We start from the raw sequence: 22,800 nt of genomic DNA, 5'->3' as shown, positions 1-22,800 counted from the left end.
TTTAAATTCTAATTTATGAGGTATTTAAGAATCTTATGCATATGTGTCATACAGCTGTTTCTGTCTGCTGTTGCATTTGCACAAACACAAGTTACAGGACATGTAGCTGATGTAAGGGGAGAGGATATCATTGGTGCCAATGTAACTGTAAAGGGAACTTCTAATGGGACAATTACAGACATCGATGGTAATTTTACAATCAATGTAGATGATAAGAATGGAACATTGGCAGTCTCGTTTATTGGTTATAAGACAAAAGAAGTGAAGATTGGCGAAAAGGCACGTCTTCAGATTGTTCTTGAAGAAGATACCGAAACTTTGGATGAAGTTGTAGTGGTAGGTTATGGTACACAAACCAAGAAAAGTTTGACCGGAGCAATCAGTGATGTCAAGTCTGATGCGTTGACACGTTCTGTTTCTACTACTACTGCCGGAGCGTTGTCCGGTAAAATAGCAGGTGTGTCTACACGTGCTGTGGATGCGCGTCCGGGTAGGGGAATTAATCTCGAAATTCGTAATATGGGTAGTCCGCTGTTTGTAATTGATGGTATTCCTTATGGAGGTATGAATAGTCGTGACTGGTTGCAGGCATCGGATGTTTCCGGTAGTGATGTCTTTAATGCTCTAAACATTGAAGATATTGAAAGTATCACAGTCTTGAAGGATGCTTCTGCTGCTATTTACGGTTTGCGTGCATCAAATGGTGTGGTTTTGGTAACTACCAAGAAAGGTAAAAAGAATGATAAGGTAAGTATCAATGTAAATGGATATTATGGCTGGCAAAACCTGACCCGTTTCCCGAAATTGGCAAATGCGGGACAATATGTAAGAGGGCTGGCTGAAGCAGCGCAGAACAGAGGCGAAGATCCAAGCAAGCTATATAGCCCCGAAGAACTGGCGAAATGGGAAGCTGGTACGGAACCGGGATATAAGAGTTATGACTATTATGATATGGTGATGAGAAAAAATGTGCCGCAGTATCACATCAATGCTAATGTGACGGGTGGCTCTGAAAAGACTAACTACTACCTTTCTGTTGCTCATACCGGACAGGATGCTATGATGCGTGACTTCAAATATGAACGTACTAACCTTCAGTTGAATATTGATACAAAGATTACAGACCGTTTTACGATCGGTGCACAGATCAGCGGTAAATACGAAAAGACCGAAGATGTAGGTTTGCCTGGCGGTGATGGATATTATTCGGCTATTTTGTCTATGTTCAAAATGCAACCGATTGAAAGTCCTTATGCTAATGATAATCCGGAGTATATCAATAATGTACATGAGAATGGTTACAATCCGGCAGCTTTTAGCCGTGATATTGCCGGCTATAAAGATAATCTGACTCGTAATGCCAATATCAATGCTTATGCGCAGTATGATTTCTCATTTGGTTTGACTGCAAAGGCTACTTTCTCGTACAATTATACTAACAGTCGTTTTGACGGTTATCAATATGCTTATCAGATTTATACCTACGATAAAGAGAAAGATACTTATAATGGAACTCCTGCCGTAGGACGTTGGAGAAGTCAAATTGATCGTAGCGTTCCTGCGCGTTATATGCAGTTACAATTGAATTATGCCAAACAGATTAAGAATCACAATATTTCGGCTGTTTTGGGTTATGAAGCCTCCGATTACGATTGGACTAAGAAGACTTATGGAACAGAACCTTCTACCGACTATTTGCCGCTATTGCAGTTCGATGAACTTAACAGTTTCGGTGATGAATGGAGCTACGAGGCACGTGCCGGATGGATTGGTCGTATCAATTACGATTTTGCTCATAAATATCTGGTCGAATTACTGGCTCGTTATGATGGTTCTTATCTTTATGCAGCGAATAATCGTTGGGGATTCTTCCCGGGTGTATCTATCGGTTGGAGAATCTCGGAAGAGAAATTCTTTGAAAAGTTGAGACCAGTTGTAGATGATTTGAAGATTCGTGCTTCTATCGGTCAGACAGGTACAGAAAAAGATGTAAAGTTGTTCGATTACTTGAGTGGTTATACCTGGAATAATGGTAACGCTGTATTGGATGGTGAACTGGTTACCGGACTGAATCAAAGAGGATTGCCTATTACAAATTTGTCCTGGACTAAGAATACGACATCGAATATCGGTTTTGATTTGACTATGTTCAATAATCGTTTGAAGATCACAGCCGATGCTTTCCGTAAGGATATTACCGGTGTGCCGGCTGCTCGCTATGATGTATTGCTTCCGAGCGAAGTAGGCTATTCGTTACCTAACGAAAATTTGAACAAACAAGCTTATATCGGTGCGGAGGGTATGGTTACATGGACCGACCATATCGGTGATTTGAACTATACTGTAAGCGGTAACTTTACTTTCTCACGTTACAAAAGTATTGAGACTTACAAACCGCGTTTTAATAACTCCTGGGATGAATATCGCAATTCTGCAGAAGGCCGTTGGGGAGGTATTTATTGGGGGTATCAGGTTATCGGACAATTCCAGTCGGAAGAAGAAATTCGTAATTATCCGGTAAACCTGGATGGAAATAATAACCGCACCCTGCTTCCCGGTGACTTTATCTATAAAGATGTGAATGGTGATGGCATCATCAATGGTATGGATGAGCGCCCTATCGGTTATCCTGAAGGCTGGGCACCTATCATGTCATTTGGTGGTAATATTGGTTTGCAGTGGAAGGGCATTGACTTGAATATCGACCTTTCCGGTGGTGCTATGCAAGGATGGAGACAGAACTATGAGTTGGCCAATGCATATCATGGCAACGGAAACTCTCCGGTTTATTTGTTGGAAGACCGTTGGCATCGTGCCGACTTGTATGATCCGGATAGTGAATGGATACCGGGACGTTATCCGGCCATCCGTAAAGGTGAATTCAGCTATAACAATAAGAATAGTGACTTTTGGTTGCACAACGTACGCTATCTGCGTATCAAGAACCTGGAAGTGGGTTACAGCCTGCCGGCTCAACTGTTGAGACCGATCCGTGCACAGAAGGTACGTGTTTATGCGAATGTTTCTAACTTGTGTTCGTTCGACAATGTGGGTAAGTTTGGAGTCGATCCTGAAATTACCGCCGCAGCTGCAGTGGTATATCCGCAACAACGTACATTCCTCCTTGGATTTAATATTACATACTAAAAACGAAAGTGATCATGAAAAGCAAATCTATAAAAATACTTCTGATGGGAGCTGCCATCACTTCCATGTTGTCGAGTTGTGGTGACAGTTGGTTCGAAAGAGAACCCAAAAACATTCTTACTAATGAGTTGGTATGGAATGATCCGAACATGATTAAATCGCAGTTGGCCAATCTTTATAATCGTATTCCACAGTTGCACGGTGATTTCAATACCGGTGGTATGTGTGAAACAGACGATGCGATGTATTGTGGTACATTAGATCAGAATTATCGTAACGAACTGCGTTATGGAAACGATTACGGACGCTGGTGGGATTACGGACTGATACGTGACATCAATATGTCTATTGAGAATATCGATAAGTATGGAACCGATATTTCGGCAGATGAGAAACTTCAGTTCAAGGCAGAGTTCCGTTTTATCCGCGCCTACGTTTATTTTGAGCTTGTAAGACGTATGGGTGGTGTACCATTGATTACAACGACTTTGGAGTATGACTTTAGCGGAGATCCTTCTTATTTACGCAATCCACGTGCAAAGGAACACGAAATATATGATTTTGTATATAGTGAATGTGAAGCGATTAAGTCGCAATTGGGTAATAAAGGCAGTCAGACTCGTGCCAACTATTACACAGCGTTAGCGTTAGAAAGTCGCGCTATGTTGTATGCCGGTTCTATCGCTAAGTACAACGCGCTGAAAACTCCTAATATTGTGACTTCCGGTGGAGAAGTGGGTATTCCGTCCGATATGGCAGATGATTACTATCGCAAATCATTGACAGCTTCGCAAGAGATTATCACAAAAGGTGGATATGAACTTTATGAGAAGGAGTCAGATAAAGGGGTGAACTTCTATAAGATGCTTATGGACAAGACCCTGAATAAGGAAGCAATTTGGGTGAAAGATTATAAGAATCCTCTGAAGGTGCATAGCTTCGGTTATGATAATGTAGTTCATCATTTAAGAGAGGATAACGACAACTCTTCTTGCATCGGCCCGTCACTAGGATTGGTAGAGGCTTTCGATTATCTGGATGGAACTCCGGGAACGTTACATTATAAGAATGGTGATGATTATGTAGTATATGACACTCCAAGCGATATTTTTGCCAATAAGGATGAACGTTTGTATGGTACGATTATCTATCCGGGTTCCAAGTTCAGAAATCAAGATGTGGATATTCAGGCAGGAGTAGCAGTTTGGAACGATAAGACCGGTTCTTATGACTTGCTGACAGACCCGAAATTGGGAAGTTTTTATGAAGATAATAAAACTTTTGTCGGCCAGGACGGACCTCAAACCAACAGTCCTAATGTGAGCAACACCGGATTCTATATCCGTAAGTTTATCAGTGAGGCTTCCGGTTACACTCTCCGTAACTACGCTGAAAACTGGTGGCCTTGGTTCCGTTTGGGTGAAATCTATTTGAATGCCGCCGAAGCTGCTTTCGAATTGAATGACGAGCCGACAGCTTTACCCTACATCAACCGCTTGCGTCAGCGTGCCGGTTTCCCGGCCAACAGCTTGACAAGCTTGACAATAGAAAAGATTCAGAACGAACGTCGTGTGGAACTGGCTTTCGAAGATCACCGTTATTTTGATATGAAACGATGGAGAATAGCTGATATTACCTGGAACGGAAATATTGATAATGATAAAGCTATCGTATATGGTTTATATCCTTATCGTATTGCAGTGGCAAAACCGGGAACACAGGATCAGGACAAGTACATTTTCGTAAAGACCAGATCCGAACGTTTCAAGGTGGCAAGAACCTTCCAGCAGTCCAACTATTATTCATTCATTGCTGATGATGTAATTAATAACAATCCGACGATTGTTAAGAATCCATTCCAATAAAAAATAAGAGATTATGAAAAAGATTATACCTTTCTTTATTATGATATGTTGTTTGTTGGCAGTAAGCAGTTGCAGCTACGACAACTTTGAGGAACCTAAAGCCACATTAACCGGAAAAGCTATTTATGATGGTGAGGCAGTAGGGGTTAGAAGCGGAAGTTCCGAATTTGCTTTGTTTCAGGATGGTTATGCTCTGAAAGGTTCTATTCCGGTGTATATTGCCCAAGATGGAAGTTATTCCGTGTCGCTTTTCAATGGTGATTACAAATTGGTGCGTATGGGTAATGCACCTTGGGAAAGGCCTTCTAATGATACGATCTATATTAGCGTAAAAGGAAACACTGTGCAGGATATTCCTGTGACGCCGTATTTCTTTGTCAGAAACGTGTCTTTTGCTAAAAACGGTAACAAGATTACAGCACGTTTCACCATTAACAAAGTGGTTGCCAATGCCAATATGGAAAACGTAGGTATCTATCTAGGTACAGGTATTTTGACGGATGAGAAGCAGAAAGAAGCAGAGTTGAAGTTGGGTAATGCTGTTTCACTCGATCAGGAAAACACAGCTGAAATTGAAATCCCGAGTGGTTTGGTAAACGAATCGTATCTTTACGCCCGTGTGGGAGTCAAATCGGACAAATCATCAGAATATTGCTATAGTCAGTCTATTAAGGTAGCATTGAAATAAATAGTATCAAGAATATAATACTTGAGGGGGAAGTATCGCAACCTGATATTTCCCCCTTTATCTAATGAATGAAAATAATGATAGTAACGATTAAACAAACTCTAATTGCGTTCGGCCTGCTGTTAGCGGTGACATTTCCTGCTTTCGCACAATCAGGGAATCCTGTCTTGCCGGGTTTTCATGCCGATCCTGAAATCTTGTATTCTAATAAGACAAAGAAATACTACATTTATTCTACTACAGACGGTCAGCCTGGATGGGGTGGTTGGTATTTTACTGTTTTTTCGTCCGTCGACTTGAAGAATTGGAAGGATGAAGGAGTCATGCTGGATTTAAAGTCAGACCAAGTGCCTTGGGCGGATGGTAATGCGTGGGCACCATGTATAGAGGAAAAGTTAGTAGGAGATCAATATAAATATTTCTTTTATTACAGTGGAAATCCTAAGACAGGAGGAGGAAAGCAGATTGGAGTGGCTACAAGTGATTCGCCTGCAGGACCGTTTGTTGACTTGGGACATCCTATTATAACGGATTCGCCTACAGGACACGGGCAACAGATTGATGTGGATGTATTCACCGATCCGGCTTCGGGGAAGTCATATTTGTATTGGGGAAACGGTTATATGGCAGGTGCAGAGCTTAATGATGATATGATTTCAATTAAGAAAGAGACTATCACAGTGATGACTCCCGAAGGAGGAACGCTACAGGATTATGCGTATCGTGAGGCTGCTTATGTGTTTTATCGTAACGGGCTTTACTATTTCATGTGGTCGGTAGACGATACCGGCTCTCCTAATTATCATGTAGCTTATGGCACTTCGACATCACCTTTGGGGCCGATTAAAGTGGCCAAGAGCCCTGTCGTATTGATTCAAAACCCGGAGAAGGAAATATATGGCCCTGCTCATAATTCCATATTACAGGTTCCCGGTACTGATAAGTGGTATATTGTTTATCATCGCATTAATAAGAATTATCTGAAGAGTGATCCCGGTGTTCATCGTGAAGTATGCATAGATCGTATGGAATTTAATGAAGATGGGAGCATTAAACAAGTAATACCCACCCGTTAGTTATATCTTTTCGGATTTCAATAGATTGTTTGTATGTTTTTAGAACTGTATTGTGTGATTTGAATAATTAAAAATTTTAGATGGATAGGATGAAAGGTAAAAAGATTTTAGCCGCTTTAGGCTTCTTCTCAATAGCCAGTGTGGCAGGTGGATGTTCCCAACCTGCCCCCGAAATACGTTATCAGATAGAAACAGACCAACTCTGTCAGACGATGGCATACTTCAGTGCTTCCGATGCCTGGAGTATGCAATTCATCGGGCTTTGGCCGCAGGAGAAACAAAACCAAATAGCCGACTGGTTGTTCAGCACGGAGAATGACGCCAACGGACAACCGAAAGGTATCGGCCTGTCACTCTGGCGTTTCAATGTCGGAGCAGGTAGCAAGGAGCAAGGAGAGAACAGTCAGATTGCTTCTCCCTGGATGCGTGCCGAATGTTTCCTGAATCCCGACGGAACATACGACTGGAACAAACAACAAGGTCAACGCAACTTCCTGAAACTGGCTAAAGAACGGGGAGTCAACAAATTTCTGGCTTTCTTGAATTCGCCTCCCATATATTACACACAGAACGGATTGGCTACCAACACCGGACGTGGAGGTACGGCGAACCTGAAACCGGATTGTTATGAAAAGTACGCTCGTTTTCTGGCAGATGTAGTGCAGGGAGTAGAACAACACGATGGCATCAAGTTCAACTATATCTGTCCTTTCAATGAACCGGACGGACACTGGAACTGGGTCGGTCCGAAGCAGGAAGGCTGTCCGGCAACGAATAGGGAAGTAGCCCGCACGGTTCGTCTGTTGAGCAAAGAGTTTGTAGACCGGGACATGGATACACAGATTCTGGTCAATGAGTCTTCCGATTATCGTTGTATGTTCCGCACTCACGAAACGGATTGGCAACGGGGGTATCAGATTCAAGCTTTCTTCTGCCCGGATAGTGTGGATACGTATTTGGGAGATACTCCGAATGTTCCTCGTCTGATGCTCGGGCATAGCTATTGGACAAATACACCTTTAAGCGATCTGCGCAATATCCGTCTTCAACTACGGGATACACTAGATAAATACAATGTTGACTTCTGGCAGACGGAAACTTGTATTATGGGCAATGATGAAGAGATCGGTGGCGGAGGTGGTTTCGACCGTACCATGAAAACGGCACTTTATGTAGCACGCATCATTCATCACGATATTGTATATGCGGGAGCAAAAAGTTGGCAATGGTGGCGTGCCATTGGCGGTGATTACAAAGATGGATTGATTCGCGAATGTACTACGGACAATAATTTCTTAGATGGCAGAGTAGAAGACTCCAAACTGATGTGGGCTTTAGGTAATTATAGTCGTTTTATCCGTCCGGGGGCAATCCGGTTATCCGTTTCGGCTTTCGATCAAACAGACGCTTTGATTCCTGATGGCGACACCGACCAGCAAGGATTGATGTGTTCTGCTTATAAGAATGTAGACGGAACGTATGTGATGGTAGTTATTAATTATGCCAATGAAGAAAAAGAGTTTTCTATTCATAAAGGAAAAGTAGGAAATACGCAATGGCAGATTTATCGTACTTCGGATAAAGAAGGGGAAAATTTGCTTCCGGTGGGGACAGTGAAAAGTGGAAAGATTGTTCAGATTCCGGCGCGTTCTATTATAACGCTTCAGGGCAAATAAAAAACTGTCTCATATTTTTGAGTGGTATATTTGTACGCCTGCCCATTGCTAATTAAGATAGTAATTAACTTGTGTAATTTTTGCACAAGTTAGACGAAAATAGAGGGAAATTCAGTTGTTGCAAAATTTGCGACAACTGAATTTCCCTTTTTTATTTCTTTTGATTTCCTTTTATTCATCTGTCTTTATCTCCGCCTTGCCATAATATCCCGGCATCGGCACATAAATCGGATTATAATAAGTATTGATATTCTTCAACTTCTTCTCCTCCTCTTTCAGCCGTTTGATTTGCCGTGCGGCAGTGGTAGGGGTAAAGCCGCACAATCCTTGAAAGTCGCGACGGGTTAATACAGGGTTGCTCTTGAAGTAGTTTGTCAGCAATTTGTCTATCTCGTCATTTGAAAGGACAGCCGAATGGGGTTTCAGTTTACTTCGCTCCACATGAACAACACTGACTGACCTTTTTAGTTTGGCATCCGCTTTAAAGCTGATATTGGCTTTGAGTTTTATCTGATTCGCTTTTAGTTTGGGCGAAGTGATAGGTTCTTGACTATTCAGCTTTATCTGGAAATAACCGATGCCATCCAGATGGACGCTTTGTCCTTCCCGAAGACGATCTCCCATAAAATGACTTAGGGATTCGAGAACTGACTTTACATCCCCTTCAGTTAGAGAAGTTGCTATCTGGATTTCTTTTGCCAAATAGTCTGTGTCAATGTGTTGGAAGTTGACTACACGTGCGTGATACACTTCTTTGTCTTCCTCATCCTTGGGACGGGGAGTCTTGTACAATTCAAATTGTATTGCCATTATTTATTTGTTTTTTGCCTTATACATTGCTACGCCTTTTTAATTTACCGTTGCAAGCCTATAAGGGCATTGTTTTTTGTTGTTGCGAAGCTAATCGATCATCTTCGGACTTAGGGGGAGGGTGTTATATAGCTGTTGTTTGTTTGCTATCAAGCGGCTTTTATAAGTTATCCTGCCTTTATTCTTAGACTAAGGCATAGGGATAGTTGTCTTCCGGTGCCTTTATCATTAGTTTCCCACGGCCGTGGAGAGATCTCTTCATGGCTGTGGTAGTATCTTTTCACGGCCGTGGTAGGAATTCGCCACGGCCATGAAGAATGAACTATATCGGTAACAAAGATAAACTATATCAGGGAGAAAAGCAAACTATCTCTGCTTGTTTGAGGTATTTATACGCCTTGTTCTATCTGATAGATATAGGGCAGGGGAGAATTAAACTATTCAACAAAAACAAGCTATCTTATGCATATAGGGCCTTTATTCGGCTATTTTGTAGATGATAGATAACCTGTTTTTGCTGGTAAAAGTATGATAGATACCTTTTTTAAAAGCTATCTATCATACTTATTTCTTTGATAATGAGTAAACTATCAAAATGAATGATACTTATGATAGATATTTTTTCACTATAGTGAGTATATATGTCCACCAAACTGAAAAATGGTGTCTTATGATTGTTTACTGAATACCTTATTTCAGCTTCTTCTGATACTCATCCGAATTCAGTATCTCCAGCGCCTTTTGTATACTCTCATTGGTGGTATTCATTACCCGGAAATATTCGTTCATATCCCAAAGGTCACGGGCTATCAGTGCTTTAAGCTGTGTTTTGATGAGAGGGAGCGACTTCTGATATTGTTCTTCATTAAATTTCACTCCTTCTTTCTCTCCTATTTCTTTTAAAGTGGCGAGCATATCATCATCAACGACGAACTTCTCATCAAACGATTCGAATTTCTTGTATTTGTTTTTCAACTCCTTCCGGTGCCCTTCGATAAACTGCATGGTGAATTTAATCACAGCTCCTTTAGCTACCAGATTACGGTGATAATCCGTATAAAGAGTAGTGTCGATAGGTACGAAATAATCCGGCATGATACCCCCTCCGCCATAAACGGTACGTCCTAGTTTCTTGGTTTGTACTTTCAGCGAATCCGGGAAGTGGATGCTGTCAGCATTCATCAGCTCACCGTGATTGAAACGTTCTATCAGATCTTTGTTGTAATCTGTCGAACTGTCGTAAGGCTTTTGGATGCAGCGACCTGCAGGAGTGTAATAGCGTGCAATAGTCAAACGAATCATGGAACCGTCCGGCAGGTCGATAGGACGTTGTACCAGTCCTTTGCCGAAAGAGCGGCGTCCTACGATAATTCCTCGATCCCAGTCCTGTACTGCGCCGCTGACAATTTCGCTGGCAGAGGCTGTATATTCGTCTACCAGGATGATAAGACGTCCATTGCGGAAATCCCCATTTCCTTTGGCGTAGAAATCACTGCGTTTGGCAGTCCGTCCTTCCGTGTAGACAATCAGTTCCTTTTGTCCCAGGAATTCGTTGGCAAGATCGATAGCCGCGTTCAGGTAACCTCCACCGTTTCCTTGCAGGTCGAGAATCAGGTCCTTCATGCCTTGTTTCTGAAGGCTTGTCATTGCTTTCTTGAATTCTTCGGCAGTGGTTGCTCCAAAACGGTTGATGCGGATATAACCTGTCTTTGGCTGGATCATATAAGAAGCATCGAGGCTAAGGATAGGTATTTTATCTCTTTTCACAGTGAACAATAAAGGATCCTGTACGCCACGACGAACAATCGTCAGGTTGACTTTGGAGCCTTTCGGGCCGCGAAGACGTTTCATTATATCTTCCGTACTCATCTTTACTCCGGCAATGGCGCTGTCATTGACCGCGATGATACGGTCACCGGCAAGGATGCCGACTTTCTCGGAAGGTCCGTTGCTGACAGGTTGCACTACCAACAGAGTATCCTCAATCATCTGAAACTGAACTCCAATACCTTCGAAGTTACCTTGAAGAGGCTCGTTCATTTTCTTCACTTCCTCTGCATCCGAGTAGGTGGAGTGCGGGTCGAGTTGTGCCAACATCTTGATGATGGCTTCTTCCACCAATTTGTTTTCATCTACTTTGTCTACATAGAAATGAGAGATTGCGAACTCTGCCATCTGTAGCTTCCGCATGGCTTCAGAACCGAAGTTCTGGGCTTGTGTGGTTGATACTGCCCACAGGCAAGCCAAAAGGACATATATTTTAATCTTATTCATAATCTTACTTTATTGGAAATCTTATCCGCATGCTTTCCCCTCCTTCGGGAAGGAGGGGTGCCCGTAGGGCGGGGTGGTAGGTATACATATTATTCTGTTATTCAGTGATATATAAGTTTATACTTTTACCTACCACCTCCCCCTACGGGTACTCACCCCCTCCGACTCCCCCGTTATCGGGGGAGAGCAACCTTCCCGAAGGAGGAGAAGCTGTGCGGTATATTTTTTCTCAACCCATCTTCATCCCTTTGGGAATAAACTGGCTGATGTCTTTATTATAAGTCAATAATTCGCGTACAATCGTCGAGCTGACGCAAGTCAGTTCCGGTTCTGTGAAGAGCAGGATGGTTTCAATGCCTGCCAGTTTGCGGTTGATGTCCGCAATCGTTTCTTCATACTCGAAATCTTTCACCGTACGGATACCGCGTATAATGAACTTGGCACCTATTTCCTGCGCAAAATCAATGGTCAGACAGTTGTAAGACATCACTTGAATACGAGGTTCATCTTTATAAAGTTCTCGAATCATTTCTTCCCTTTTCTCGATGGGAAAGTATGTATTCTTGTTCTCGTTGATACCGATTCCTATCACGATTTCGTCCATAAAGGTAAGTGCACGTTCCACTACCGAATAATGTCCGATGGTGAATGGGTCAAAGGTGCCCGGGAATATTGCTTTTCTCATGATGCCAAGTCTTCTTCTATAACTAGATTGTCTATAATAAAGTTCTGTCGTTCCATGGTGTTTTTACCCATGTAGAACTCAAGTAGTTCTTTCACTGCGTCTGTTTTTCGCAAAGAAACTTGCTCCAGACGCATGTCTTTACCGATGAAATGCTTGAACTCGTCCGGTGAAATTTCTCCTAAACCTTTAAATCGCGTGATTTCCGGATTCGGGCTTAGTTCGTTTATTGCGTTAACGCGCTCTTCTTCACTGTAGCAGTAGATTGTTTTCTTCTTATTGCGTACACGGAACAAAGGCGTTTGCAGGATATATACGTGGCCTTTTTTTATAAGGTCGGGGAAGAATTGCAGGAAGAAGGTAATCAGTAGCAGGCGGATATGCATGCCGTCCACATCGGCATCGGTTGCTACGATAACCTTGTTGTAGCGCAGACCGTCTAACCCGTCTTCAATATTCAAGGCTGCCTGAAGCAGATTAAATTCTTCGTTTTCGTAAACCACTTTCTTGGTTAGTCCGAAAGAGTTCAGCGGCTTACCACGAAGACTGAACACTGCCTGCGTGTTCACATCACGGCTTTTGGTGATGGAACCACTTGCGGAGTCTCCCTCGGTGATAAAGATGCAGGAGTCTTCTTCCAATCCTTTCCCTTTCGGGTCGTTGAGGTGAATACGGCAGTCGCGTAATTTACGGTTGTGCAGGTTCGCTTTCTTTGCACGCTCACGGGCCAATTTGGTAACCCCTGCGATGGCTTTGCGTTCTTTTTCCGATTCTTGAATTTTTTGTTGTATTACTTCGGCTATATCCGCGTTCTTGTGCAGAAAGTTATCCACTTCCTGTTTGATGAAATCACCTACATACTTGTTGACTGTCACTCCGCCGGGGACCATATTGGTAGAACCCAGCTTCGTTTTTGTCTGACTCTCAAAGATCGGTTCTTCCACATTGACGGCAATGGCAGCAACCAGTCCGTTACGGATATCGGTATAATCCATGTTTTTGTTGAAGAATTCCTTGATAGTACGGGCGATGTGTTCTTTGAAAGCACTCTGATGCGTACCTCCCTGCGTGGTGTGCTGGCCGTTGACAAAGGAGTAATATTCTTCTCCGTATTGTCCGGTATGAGTGAAGGCTATTTCGATGTCTTCCTCTTTCAGGTGGATAATCGGGTAAAGTCCGGTTGCCGTCATGTTGTCGTTCAAAAGGTCTACCAGACCATTGCGCGACAGGATACGGTGTCCGTTATAGATAATGGCAAGCCCTGTATTGAGGTACGTGTAATTACGTAGCATTGTCTCAATAAATTCAGGCTTGAAACAGTAATTCAGGAATAATGTATTGTCCGGTTCGAAGAAGATGTAAGTTCCGTTTTCCTCTTCGGTATCTTGCGTATTGTCACTCAGCAGGGTTCCTTTGGAGAAAGTGGCGGTACGTACTTTACCGTCGCGGTAACTGCGCACCTCGAAACGGGAGCTCAAGGCATTGACGGCTTTCACACCCACGCCGTTCAACCCGACACTTTTCTTAAATGCCTTGCTGTCGTACTTACCACCGGTGTTCAACATGCTGACGGCTTCGATGAGTTTTCCCTGCGGGATGCCTCGTCCGTAGTCGCGTACGCTGATACGAAGGTTTTCTTCAACGGTAATCTCGATTTTCTTACCGGCTTGCATTTTGAACTCATCAATACTGTTGTCAATTACTTCTTTCAGGAGGACATAGATTCCGTCTTCGGCATGTGCACCGTCGCCCAGCCTTCCGATATACATACCGGGGCGTGTGCGTACATGTTCCATGTCACTTAGGTGACGGATGTTGTCGTCAGTGTACTCTACTGCATTGTTGTTGTCTACAGGTATCAATTCGTTCTCTTCCATAGCTGTTTCTTTATTTTATCTCTTTGATGAACGCACGGCGGCGCTTATGTTGTTGAGTCTCAAAGTAATCCCATTGTGCCTGAACTTTTCCGTTCAGTTCCAGTTCGGGGTTGCTTTCCGCAAAGATAAAACCTAATTTTTGATAAACCGGAATTAAATCGGAAAATAACAAAGCGTTAACACCTTTGTTTTGATATTCCGGTTTCACTGCAACGAGTAGCAGATCAAGCATTTTGGCACGGCGTTTCATGAATAGTGCCTTTAACAGATAGAACCATCCGAATGGTAACAGGCGCCCGTGTGATTTCTGTAAAGCCTCGGCGAGAGATGGCATGGAGATGCCTACGCAGACCAGTTCGTCATTGGCATCAGTAATCAGTGTAACCATCCGTAAGTCAAGGATCGGCAGATACATTTTCACGTATTGGTCGATTTGCCGCTGTGTCAACGGAGAGTAGCCGTAGAGCGGGCTATATGCTTCATTCATCAGCTCGAAAATCTTCTGTCCGTAGTCTTTGGCTATTTTTTTTGCGGAAGTATATTTCTTTATCTTGAGGTTATATTTTCGTTGGATCAGTTCGGAGATACGTTTATGTTTGTCGGGAATGGCATCCGGTATGTAGATTTTGTATTCCACCCAGTCGGCATCTTTCTCGAAGCCTAACTTTTCCATGTGTACAGGATAGTATGGGTAGTTGTAGATAGTAGCCATGGTGCTAAGTTGGTCGAATCCTTCAACTAACATTCCTTCCGCATCGAAATCAGTAAATCCGAGAGGACCGGCAATGTGAGTCATGCCTCGTTCTTTTCCCCAATCTTCCACTGTTTTGATGAGTGCGGATGATACTTCGGGATCGTCGATGAAGTCTATCCATCCGAAACGAACGTTCTTGCAGTCCCATTTCTCATTGGCACGGTTGTTGATGATAGCGGCTACGCGCCCTACGATTTTATCGTCCCGATATGCCAGGAAATAATCTGCTTCACAGAACTCGAATGCTGCGTTTTTCTTCTTGTTGAAGGTGTTGAGCATGTCGTCATAGAGGTCGGGCACAGAGTAGGGGTTGCCCTTGTACATTCTGTAATTGAAACGGATAAATTTCTTAAGTTCTCTCTTTGTGGAGACTTTCTTGATTGTAATAGCCATATCTCGTATTTATGATTTGAGGAAGCAAAGATACGTGATAATCTTTAAATTGCAACGCGCCGGAAAGAGAAAATATCGTCTCTGGACGATTAGGGGGTGGACTGTAAATATGAAAAAATACCGGAAATGACGATCATACATTCATTGCCGGTATTCTTTTTCTGTTTTTGTAGGCCGTTTATTGGCTGATGTGTCCTTCGGAACTATTACTTTATTGTTTTCGATTTTAGCCTGTGCCCATTGGTGTTTTCCATCTGCTTCTCCAGTCTTTAAATATTCGTATCGTACCGGTTTCTATGTCTAAAGAGGGAAAAAATACTTGGAATGAGGCTGAATATCAGGTGTTCCGTTATAATAATTAAATATGATGAATCAATACCACCATGTACGCCACATAACAAAGTACCATAATGCCTCCTTCGATTCTTGTGATGGTCCTTTTGGCAAAGAACAGGCCGAATAGCCAGAGCAGGATACCGGAACTTACTAACGTAAACAGGTCGAAGTTGGTAATTCCGTTCAGATGGAGGGGAGTGATGCTGGCGCTACATCCCAGTACAAAGAAAATATTGAAGAGGTTACTGCCGATCGCGTTTCCAATGGCAATTTCCGGATTTTTCTTTAATGCGGCAACGATAGACGTGGCCAGTTCAGGAAGAGAAGTCCCTCCGGCAACCAGTGTCAGTCCGATAATCGATTCGCTGACACCCAGGTTGCGGGCAATGCCCGTGGCACCGTCAACAAACAACTGACCTCCAAAAATTAGGGCAGCCAAACCTCCGATGATATAAAGAATGGATTTCCACCAGGGGAGTGATTTGACTTCTGTTTCTTCTTCTTCTGTTGTTGGAGGTTTTATCTGTTCCGTTTGTGTTGCTGTGGCGGGCTTGAAGGCTATGGCAAACGTGTACCCCATGAAGATGACAAAGAAACAAAGCAATAATAAGCCGTCTGCTCTGTTCAGAATATTCTCCGGAGCTTTATTCAGGAATACATCATTGGCACAAATCAGCAGGGCAACGGACGAAAGTATGCAGAGCGGTATTTCTTTTCTAAGCGTATTGCGGGTGATGACAATCGGGGCGAATAGGGCCGTGCAGCCCACAATCATCAACGTATTGAAAATGTTGCTTCCCACCACGTTGCCTATGGCAATATCCGCGCTTCCTTTGAGGGCAGAAGATACACTGACCGTCAGTTCCGGGGCAGAAGTGCCGAATGCAACGATGGTAAGTCCGATCACGATGGGGGGGATGTGAAAACGCTTGGCTACTGAGGCGGCACCGTCTGTTAATCCGTTAGCTCCCAGAAGAATGAGGATTAATCCCCCGATAAGTAATAATATATTCATGCTTTTTCTCTTTTAGTGTGCAAAGATAATCAATCTGGAAATGATAATGTCAAAAACAATCCGTATGTTTGCTCTGTTTTTGATGGAATGTTAAATTAACCTTACTTATAATTTAAGGAATATAAGGTATGGAAATAGTTAAAATAAAACGGCCGTTACTGGTGTTGTTCTTTTCTTTCCTGGCAATCGGGGCTCACCTGTAAAATCCTGTGGATTCCTCAAAAAATCGTATCTTTACCCTCAAAAAACTCTTCACGGGGCAGTCTGAAAACCCTGTGGGTATAGCCCGAATTTACACTGTCAGTTTGCATAATCCAAACATAAAGAGAGGTATATTTCCTACTCCCCTGGACTGTGTTCTGAATGCTTTAATTTTTGCATCGGATGATTCTGCAACATCCGTACCCAAAGTTTTCCATTCGGCGGTTCACTCCGGACGATTAATCTTGGTTAACGGACTGATAAAAAAACGAAAAAACAAACTCCTTCCGGAGCCTTCCCGAAGATTCCGATTTTTTGTCTTTTCCTCGCTTGTCCGCTGCTTTTTCGTCACTTCTTCGTATCCCCTTCGTTTCCTCTTCGTTCCCCCTTCGTTCCCTCTTCGTTCTAAAATTGAATAAATATTTACTTAATATCCGTGAAGAAACGAAAATGAATGCTTCATAAAGCGGGGATGAAGCGGATTTTGATGCTTAATTGTTAAATGATGTGAACCAATGGATGGCTTGTTGCGTTTTCCAAAATGCGGACAAACTCTCTTCTATTGCGTTTGCATCCGTTAACAGAACGGGGCGCCTGTCGGAAAACTTTCTCCCGCCGGTGATTGTTGACTGCATTGAAGCATGAACCGCCCACAGGATTTTCGGACTGCCCCCTTCTGCCGGCTTGAATTCCTTTGTTGACAGAGCCACAAACGTCTTCGCAGAATCGTCCAACGCAAAAATCAAAGCGTTCAGGACGTCTCTGAGAGGGGTGACGGATATCAGGTTCTTTCTGGTCAGACTTTCTCACAGCGGATGATCACTTTTCGCCCATCATTTAATGTGCTGGCAAACAAGTAAGTATCTCCTCCTTCTGTCAGATGGAGCCGTTTGCGGAGTTCGGCTACTGTGGCGGGAAAGTTGCGGACAGTCACATTTGCTTTTTTCAGGTCTGCCAGACTCTCCTTTGCTTCTTTTCTATTGAAACTGCACTGGTTGACAATCCGGAAGATTCTTCCGGGGAAGTTTCCAATGAAAGTATCGGAGGTATAAAGATGACTGTTGGGGTGCAGTTTCCGGACGGAGTAGGCTGCGGCAACGCTGCGGAAGGCACCGGCTTTCAGAAGAGATGCATTCGGCTCGTAAAGGTAATCTCCTAAAGAGTCGGTATAAGTACATTGGCTATGCTGCTCCTGTTCGCGGGTGAATGCGAAGTGTTGCTCTTCTTGAGCTCCTTTTGTGAAGAGATTTGCACAGCGAATAGGGATTTCTTCCGGTGGGGCCTGTTCTGTCGGCGCTTCTTGTCCGAGTAGTAACAGCAGTTCCTTGCATTCGTTATTGACGGACAGGATGTGAACTTCTTGTGTATGTTTCAGTTCTTTCAATGCCAATGAAAGGTCGAGCATGGGGGAGAGTTTTACCATTATCCGCTTGGCTTTGCTTAGTAAAAGTTCCTCCAGTCCGGCTACGTCCGGTTCGCAGTCGGAGATGGCGACCGTTTTTCCGCCGTGTTCGTTGCGGCGGGCAGGGTCGAGGAAGATGCAATCTACGGGAGACATTGTTTGCAGATAGGCTACTCCATCCTCATTTCTTACGTTTATATGGTTTAGATTCAGGATGGGAAAGTTGTGTGCCGCTATTTCGCAGAGCTCTTCCTGACGTTCTACATAAGTGGCGGACTTGAATCCGGCAGCAAGAAAAGAACAGTCTATGCCGAAGCCTCCGGTGAGGTCGGTCAGCGAATCTCCCTGAAAAAGGCGGGCTTTGTAGCGGGCAGTGGTTTCAGAAGAACATTGCTCCAGCGACAGATGTTTCGGATACCATATCTCCTCCATTTCCCGCCATGAAGGAATCTTTTCGGCGGCAACCTGTCTTCCTGCAATCTGGGTGATGGCAGTCGGCATATCTATATCCGGATACTTTTTAGCTTGTAAAGCCAGTGCACGTACATCGTCCGATGAGTGTTCGCGGATAAAAAGCTGAGTTTCGGGGGAGATTTGTATCATGGCGTTATGGTGTTATAGGATATGGCAATGAATCGTTGGGCATCGGTCATGGTTTTTCCGGGCGCCGATTTATGGTATTAACTGATATTTCTGTCTGGCTACATCCCGGCTGCAAAAATTGAAATGCCACCACTCGCTGGGTAATGCACGGAACCCGGCTTCTTTCATTACTTTTCGCAGCAGTATCCGGTTCTGACGTTCTGTTTCACTCATTTTTCCGTTATGTACCAGTTCGTTTTCGTTTGTAATGTGGGCTTCCACACCCAGATGGTCTACTTGGGTTCCCATCGGTAAAGGCTGCCCTAAAGAGTCTTGAATACTGATGTCTACTGCCAGCCCGTAGTTGTGTAGTCCGCCTCCGCGGCTCGGGTTGGAGACATATTTGTATTTGGACGTTCCTTTCACAACGTTCCACATCTTCTTTTGTACCGACATGGGGCGGGCTGCATCGTAAATGATCAGACTATAAGACGGGTGTAGCTCTTTCAAGGCTTTTTGTGCCTTTATAAGAGCGTATGCCGCATCCGGATGCAGATAGGCTTCCGTTAAGTTGTCGTAAAGCACTTCGCCAGTGAAATTGTCAGCTTGCGTATACATTAGCTTAACAACGAGGGTGCTATCCAGATCGGTTACATTGACGAGTCCCAGCGAATCCATGTAGAGAGCCATTGCGCTTCGCTTTGGCGGTGGCGGTGGGACGGTGGCACTTTCTTCGCCGGATTGCATATCGTCCGTCGTATATTCATATTCCGTCAGGGCGGGGCTCTCCTTTTCCTTTTGGCTGGAACCGGAAAAGAAGGAGCATCCTGCCAGCAGCAAACAGAGGATAGCTAAACTATATTTTAGAATAATCATTCAACCTTTCGTATTTAGTGTGCCAAAGATACTTCTTTTTGGCTTTTGCTCCAATAAGCTGCCTTTAAATCCTGTTGTTTAAGTGGTCAGGTCGTGCCAATATATTGGCACAGTTATGCCTCTACGTTGGCACAACCTTGCCACTTCGTCGGCACAGCCGTGCCAATACGTTGGCACAAAGTAAGAGATTAAGTAGTTGCAACACTCTTCTTAACGTTGGATATTAGCCACTGCTTTCTTCAGATTAGCGACCCCTTTCCAAACATTCAACAGGTGCAAAACCTGTTCGTCTTTGGCTTTGCTGTGGTTGATGGTCAATAGTTCCGCATAGAGTTCGAGCAGTTGTCTGAGTCCGGCGACGGGTTTGTCGGGCAGTCCGCCAATCAATACAGTGAGCAATTCTTCCAGTTGACGGTTGTGGAAATCGCTTCGTTTGTACATGCTTTCGTACACTTGTGTGGTGAAGCGTTTCAGCGGCGCAAGTTCCATGTTGATAAGCCGGGCGAGGATTTCTCCTACCCGGCGGTTGTTTATTCTTCCGGCAGTGAGCCCTTCTACCCATAACTCCGCTGCATAGGAACGGACTGTTTTGTCTACAAAAAGCAGCGAGCCGCTTAATAGGAGCAGACTCATTTCTTTGAGCGGGCAATGGAAGGACAACAGCATGCGCAAGGCACAGGCAAGGGTACGTTTGCTGTCTTCCTGCGGACTGCCGAAAGCCATGTAATTGGAGATAATCTGGGCTATCAACGGTTCCGGGCGGTTAGGGTAGCAACACAATAGAGGCTCCATGTAGCGGGAGTCGTTTGCAAAGCATATCAGACTTTATATGATATGCCATATTCATCTCCCGTTTGTTGGCACATACAAACTGTACAGCCGATAGAAAATGTGCCTGCGCCGCACTACAGGTTGTCTCACTGCTGAAACCAGCGAACCTGCCTTTTATCCATTGCAATTCCCGGATAAGCGGCAGCAACTTCCGCCTGTCCTTCATGGGCAACTCCAATAATCTCTTGATAAAAGGGATTAGTATCTTCTCTTCATTCTCCGGAGAATCCTCTCCAACATTCGCGGGAAAGGGAAAGGCTGAAGCGGACCGGACCGAAATAGAGTTGCCAGATAGTAGATTGCATAGTAGGATGTGCAAATACTTTCAGTTCATCAGCAAACGGAAGCAAGGGTTCGAGCAAGCGTAAACGATGGACTCCTCCAATACAGATGGCATTCATACTTTTCACCGGTGAAAAGGCAGGTTTTTGACCACGCATCACTAAATAATAGTCACATTTCACACTAGTTTTCGGCAGTGTCTGGAAGAGTTGCAAGGCTTGTATGCGATTGAAGGAATAGACCTTTTCGGCAACGGACTGATAAAGCTGTACCGTAGTCAGCCCCTTTATCCATTTTACGGGAAGAGGCACTTTTCGCTCTATCACCTTCTCACCTTTATTATAGAGTCCCACTTCTTTGGGACCGACCGACATTACTACATTTTCTTGTCTGCCTATTCCTCCTAAAGCGGAAATCATTCCGGGATTAAAATCTACATTCGTTGTTCCGTTTTCCAGGAATTCTCCGTCGTGTCCGTCAGGAAGTACATCCACCCTGGCGTATACACCTGCACAATTAGAAAATCCTTCAAAGCGCAGACGATTATTTCCGGCCGTTACAATCGGATCTTTCAGCATCTCAAGTTGTGCCGGCGTCAGATTGAAACTGGACTGCACAACGTTGGATAATGCAATAAGGCAACGTGCCGTCATATAAGGTTGCGTCAGCTTTCCCCAAAAGAAACAGGGGGCTTCTTTCTTTTCTATTTCGCTATATTTGGCAAGAAACAGTTCGTCCCGATCGGCCGATCGTTGCAATGTGGAAGGAGTTGCATATTGATAAGAAATAGTATCAGTCATAGATAATAAATAGGTATTTGGTTGTACATTGCCCAAATATAGAAATTAATTCTTACGTGAAAAAAGAAGTCGGAGAATTTACATCCCCCCCTCCCTACGGGTACTCATCCCCTCCGACTTCCCCGTTATCGGGGGAGAGCAACCTTCCTGAAGGAGGAGAACGAGGATAGAGCCGACTTTTTAGACAGCCTCCGAAAGACTAATTTATGAGTCTTTTATATTAAGTCATGAAATATAATTCGTTATAGTCAGACACAGTTCTTTATGCATAAAACAATTATTTTTCATAACTATTCTTAAATTATGCATTCCTTTTTACCGGAAAGTAATATTTTTGTTCCCATAAATAGAATGTTTAAGCGACATATTCTAAAATTAAGTCTTGTGAATTTTTTCTTATAAAAAGAAAGCTGTTTGTGAAAATCGCTAATATTGTTTGTTTTGTTTGTGTTATCCCATTTTGAGTCAGGTGTGACTTCAAAATGGGATTTTTTTGCTATACCGGCAGATTAAAACCACCTGAATCCTATCAAAAATGACCTAAATTCTATCAACCGATAGATTTTCCCCTCAACAATGTCTGTTCTTCACCTGCCGCATTTGTTGAAAAGCCGTAAACTTGCAGCATCAAAATTATAACAACGAATACTCACAATTTAAAAATAACGTATATGAAAAGTGTAAGCTTCAGGAAAGATCTGATAGGAGTACAGGATGAATTACTCCGCTTCGCATACAAATTGACAACCGATCGTGAAGAAGCAAACGATTTGTTACAGGAGACTTCATTAAAAGCATTGGATAACGAAGACAAATATACCCCCGACACAAATTTTAAAGGATGGATGTATACTATAATGCGGAACATCTTTATTAATAATTACCGCAAAGTAGTGCGCGATCAGACATTTGTCGATCAGACTGAAAACCTCTATCATCTGAATCTGCCACAAGAGTCAGGTTTTGAAAGCACAGAAAGTGCTTACGATTTAAAGGAAATGCACCGCGTAGTCAATGCTCTGCCTAAAGAATACAGAGTTCCGTTTGCTATGCACGTTTCAGGATTCAAGTACCGTGAGATTGCAGAGAAGTTGAATCTTCCGTTAGGTACTGTAAAAAGCCGCATATTTTTTACCCGTCAGAAATTACAAGAAGAGTTGAAGGACTTCCGCTAAACGTTCACTATCATTTTTCAGTAGGTATCAATAGGTATAAGGCAAAAGGATCTCGTTT

The 22,800-nt window shown here is 43.5% G+C and carries 15 protein-coding genes and 3 pseudogenes; 7 read left to right on the top strand and 11 right to left on the bottom strand.

Features of this window, described 5'->3' with window-relative positions; all coding sequences use genetic code 11:
- The first annotated feature begins 15 nt into the window (after nucleotides 1-15).
- From A4V03_RS18205 to A4V03_RS18185, 5 genes are all read left to right on the top strand, one after another.
- Nucleotides 16-3,147 (top strand): SusC/RagA family TonB-linked outer membrane protein, encoded by a 3,132-nt coding sequence (locus tag A4V03_RS18205; protein WP_008775264.1) that lies wholly within the window; start codon nucleotides 16-18, stop codon nucleotides 3,145-3,147.
- Between the two features lie 14 nt (nucleotides 3,148-3,161).
- The gene (locus tag A4V03_RS18200) at nucleotides 3,162-5,012 is read left to right on the top strand and encodes a RagB/SusD family nutrient uptake outer membrane protein (RefSeq protein WP_065539838.1); all 1,851 of its coding nucleotides are present in this window, start codon (nucleotides 3,162-3,164) and stop codon (nucleotides 5,010-5,012) included.
- A 13-nt stretch (nucleotides 5,013-5,025) separates the two neighbouring features.
- A complete protein-coding gene (locus tag A4V03_RS18195; RefSeq protein WP_008642297.1) occupies nucleotides 5,026-5,700 on the top strand; it encodes a DUF3823 domain-containing protein in 675 nt (224 codons plus the stop codon).
- A gap of 68 nt (nucleotides 5,701-5,768) precedes the next feature.
- Entirely contained in the window at nucleotides 5,769-6,776 is a 1,008-nt protein-coding gene (locus tag A4V03_RS18190; RefSeq protein WP_008646688.1) for a family 43 glycosylhydrolase, read from the top strand.
- A gap of 89 nt (nucleotides 6,777-6,865) precedes the next feature.
- On the top strand, nucleotides 6,866-8,452 hold the full coding sequence (locus A4V03_RS18185; RefSeq protein ID WP_009038860.1) for a glycoside hydrolase: 1,587 nt from the start codon (nucleotides 6,866-6,868) through the stop codon (nucleotides 8,450-8,452).
- A gap of 171 nt (nucleotides 8,453-8,623) precedes the next feature.
- Here the strand turns inward: A4V03_RS18185 and A4V03_RS18180 are convergent, their stop codons facing one another.
- The 6 genes from A4V03_RS18180 to A4V03_RS18155 all read right to left on the bottom strand — a co-directional run bounded on the left by A4V03_RS18180 (nucleotide 8,624) and on the right by A4V03_RS18155 (nucleotide 16,593).
- Nucleotides 8,624-9,262, bottom strand: a complete 639-nt coding sequence (locus tag A4V03_RS18180; protein WP_009038861.1) for an HU family DNA-binding protein — start codon at nucleotides 9,260-9,262, stop codon at nucleotides 8,624-8,626.
- Between the two features lie 690 nt (nucleotides 9,263-9,952).
- On the bottom strand, nucleotides 9,953-11,536 hold the full coding sequence (locus A4V03_RS18175) for a S41 family peptidase (protein ID WP_065539837.1): 1,584 nt from the start codon (nucleotides 11,534-11,536) through the stop codon (nucleotides 9,953-9,955).
- A 229-nt stretch (nucleotides 11,537-11,765) separates the two neighbouring features.
- The gene (gene coaD, locus A4V03_RS18170) at nucleotides 11,766-12,221 is read right to left on the bottom strand and encodes a pantetheine-phosphate adenylyltransferase (protein WP_065539836.1); all 456 of its coding nucleotides are present in this window, start codon (nucleotides 12,219-12,221) and stop codon (nucleotides 11,766-11,768) included.
- Complete coding sequence (locus tag A4V03_RS18165; RefSeq protein WP_065539835.1) at nucleotides 12,218-14,095, bottom strand: DNA topoisomerase IV subunit B; 1,878 nt, start codon at nucleotides 14,093-14,095, stop codon at nucleotides 12,218-12,220. Before A4V03_RS18165 ends, coaD begins: the two co-directional genes overlap by 4 nt.
- A gap of 10 nt (nucleotides 14,096-14,105) precedes the next feature.
- Complete coding sequence (locus A4V03_RS18160) at nucleotides 14,106-15,242, bottom strand: GNAT family N-acetyltransferase (RefSeq protein WP_065539834.1); 1,137 nt, start codon at nucleotides 15,240-15,242, stop codon at nucleotides 14,106-14,108.
- 358 nt (nucleotides 15,243-15,600) lie between these two features.
- Nucleotides 15,601-16,593: a calcium/sodium antiporter gene (locus tag A4V03_RS18155; protein WP_065539833.1), complete on the bottom strand. Its 993-nt coding sequence runs from the start codon at nucleotides 16,591-16,593 to the stop codon at nucleotides 15,601-15,603.
- An 885-nt stretch (nucleotides 16,594-17,478) separates the two neighbouring features.
- Between A4V03_RS18155 and A4V03_RS21780 the strand changes: the two are divergent.
- A pseudogene (locus tag A4V03_RS21780) lies at nucleotides 17,479-17,613 on the top strand (ISAon1 family transposase); the annotation flags it as partial.
- On the opposite strand, the gene A4V03_RS18145 reads toward A4V03_RS21780, so the two are convergent.
- The 5 genes and pseudogenes from A4V03_RS18145 to A4V03_RS18130 form a co-directional block, all read right to left on the bottom strand.
- Entirely contained in the window at nucleotides 17,591-18,799 is a 1,209-nt protein-coding gene (locus A4V03_RS18145; protein ID WP_065539831.1) for a class I SAM-dependent methyltransferase, read from the bottom strand. The pseudogene A4V03_RS21780 and the gene A4V03_RS18145 sit on opposite strands and share 23 nt — an antisense overlap.
- Before the next feature lie 69 nt (nucleotides 18,800-18,868).
- The gene (locus A4V03_RS18140) at nucleotides 18,869-19,654 is read right to left on the bottom strand and encodes a M15 family metallopeptidase (protein ID WP_065539830.1); all 786 of its coding nucleotides are present in this window, start codon (nucleotides 19,652-19,654) and stop codon (nucleotides 18,869-18,871) included.
- Nucleotides 19,655-19,864: 210 nt separating this feature from the next.
- Nucleotides 19,865-20,461, bottom strand: a pseudogene (locus tag A4V03_RS18135) (DUF7825 domain-containing protein); the annotation flags it as partial.
- Nucleotides 20,418-20,651, bottom strand: a complete 234-nt coding sequence (locus tag A4V03_RS20895; protein ID WP_136000349.1) for a hypothetical protein — start codon at nucleotides 20,649-20,651, stop codon at nucleotides 20,418-20,420. The pseudogene A4V03_RS18135 and the gene A4V03_RS20895, both read right to left, overlap by 44 nt.
- Before the next feature lie 49 nt (nucleotides 20,652-20,700).
- A pseudogene (locus A4V03_RS18130) lies at nucleotides 20,701-21,567 on the bottom strand (SWIM zinc finger family protein); the annotation flags it as partial.
- 671 nt (nucleotides 21,568-22,238) lie between these two features.
- Between A4V03_RS18130 and A4V03_RS18125 the strand changes: the two are divergent.
- Nucleotides 22,239-22,742, top strand: a complete 504-nt coding sequence (locus A4V03_RS18125; protein WP_065539828.1) for an RNA polymerase sigma factor — start codon at nucleotides 22,239-22,241, stop codon at nucleotides 22,740-22,742.
- The last annotated feature ends 58 nt before the right edge of the window (nucleotides 22,743-22,800 follow it).

The sequence above is a fragment of the Bacteroides caecimuris genome (assembly GCF_001688725.2).
GTDB lineage: Bacteria > Bacteroidota > Bacteroidia > Bacteroidales > Bacteroidaceae > Bacteroides > Bacteroides caecimuris.
The sequence above is the reverse complement of the archived record's forward strand: the minus strand, read 5'-3'. Positions and strand labels throughout refer to the sequence as shown.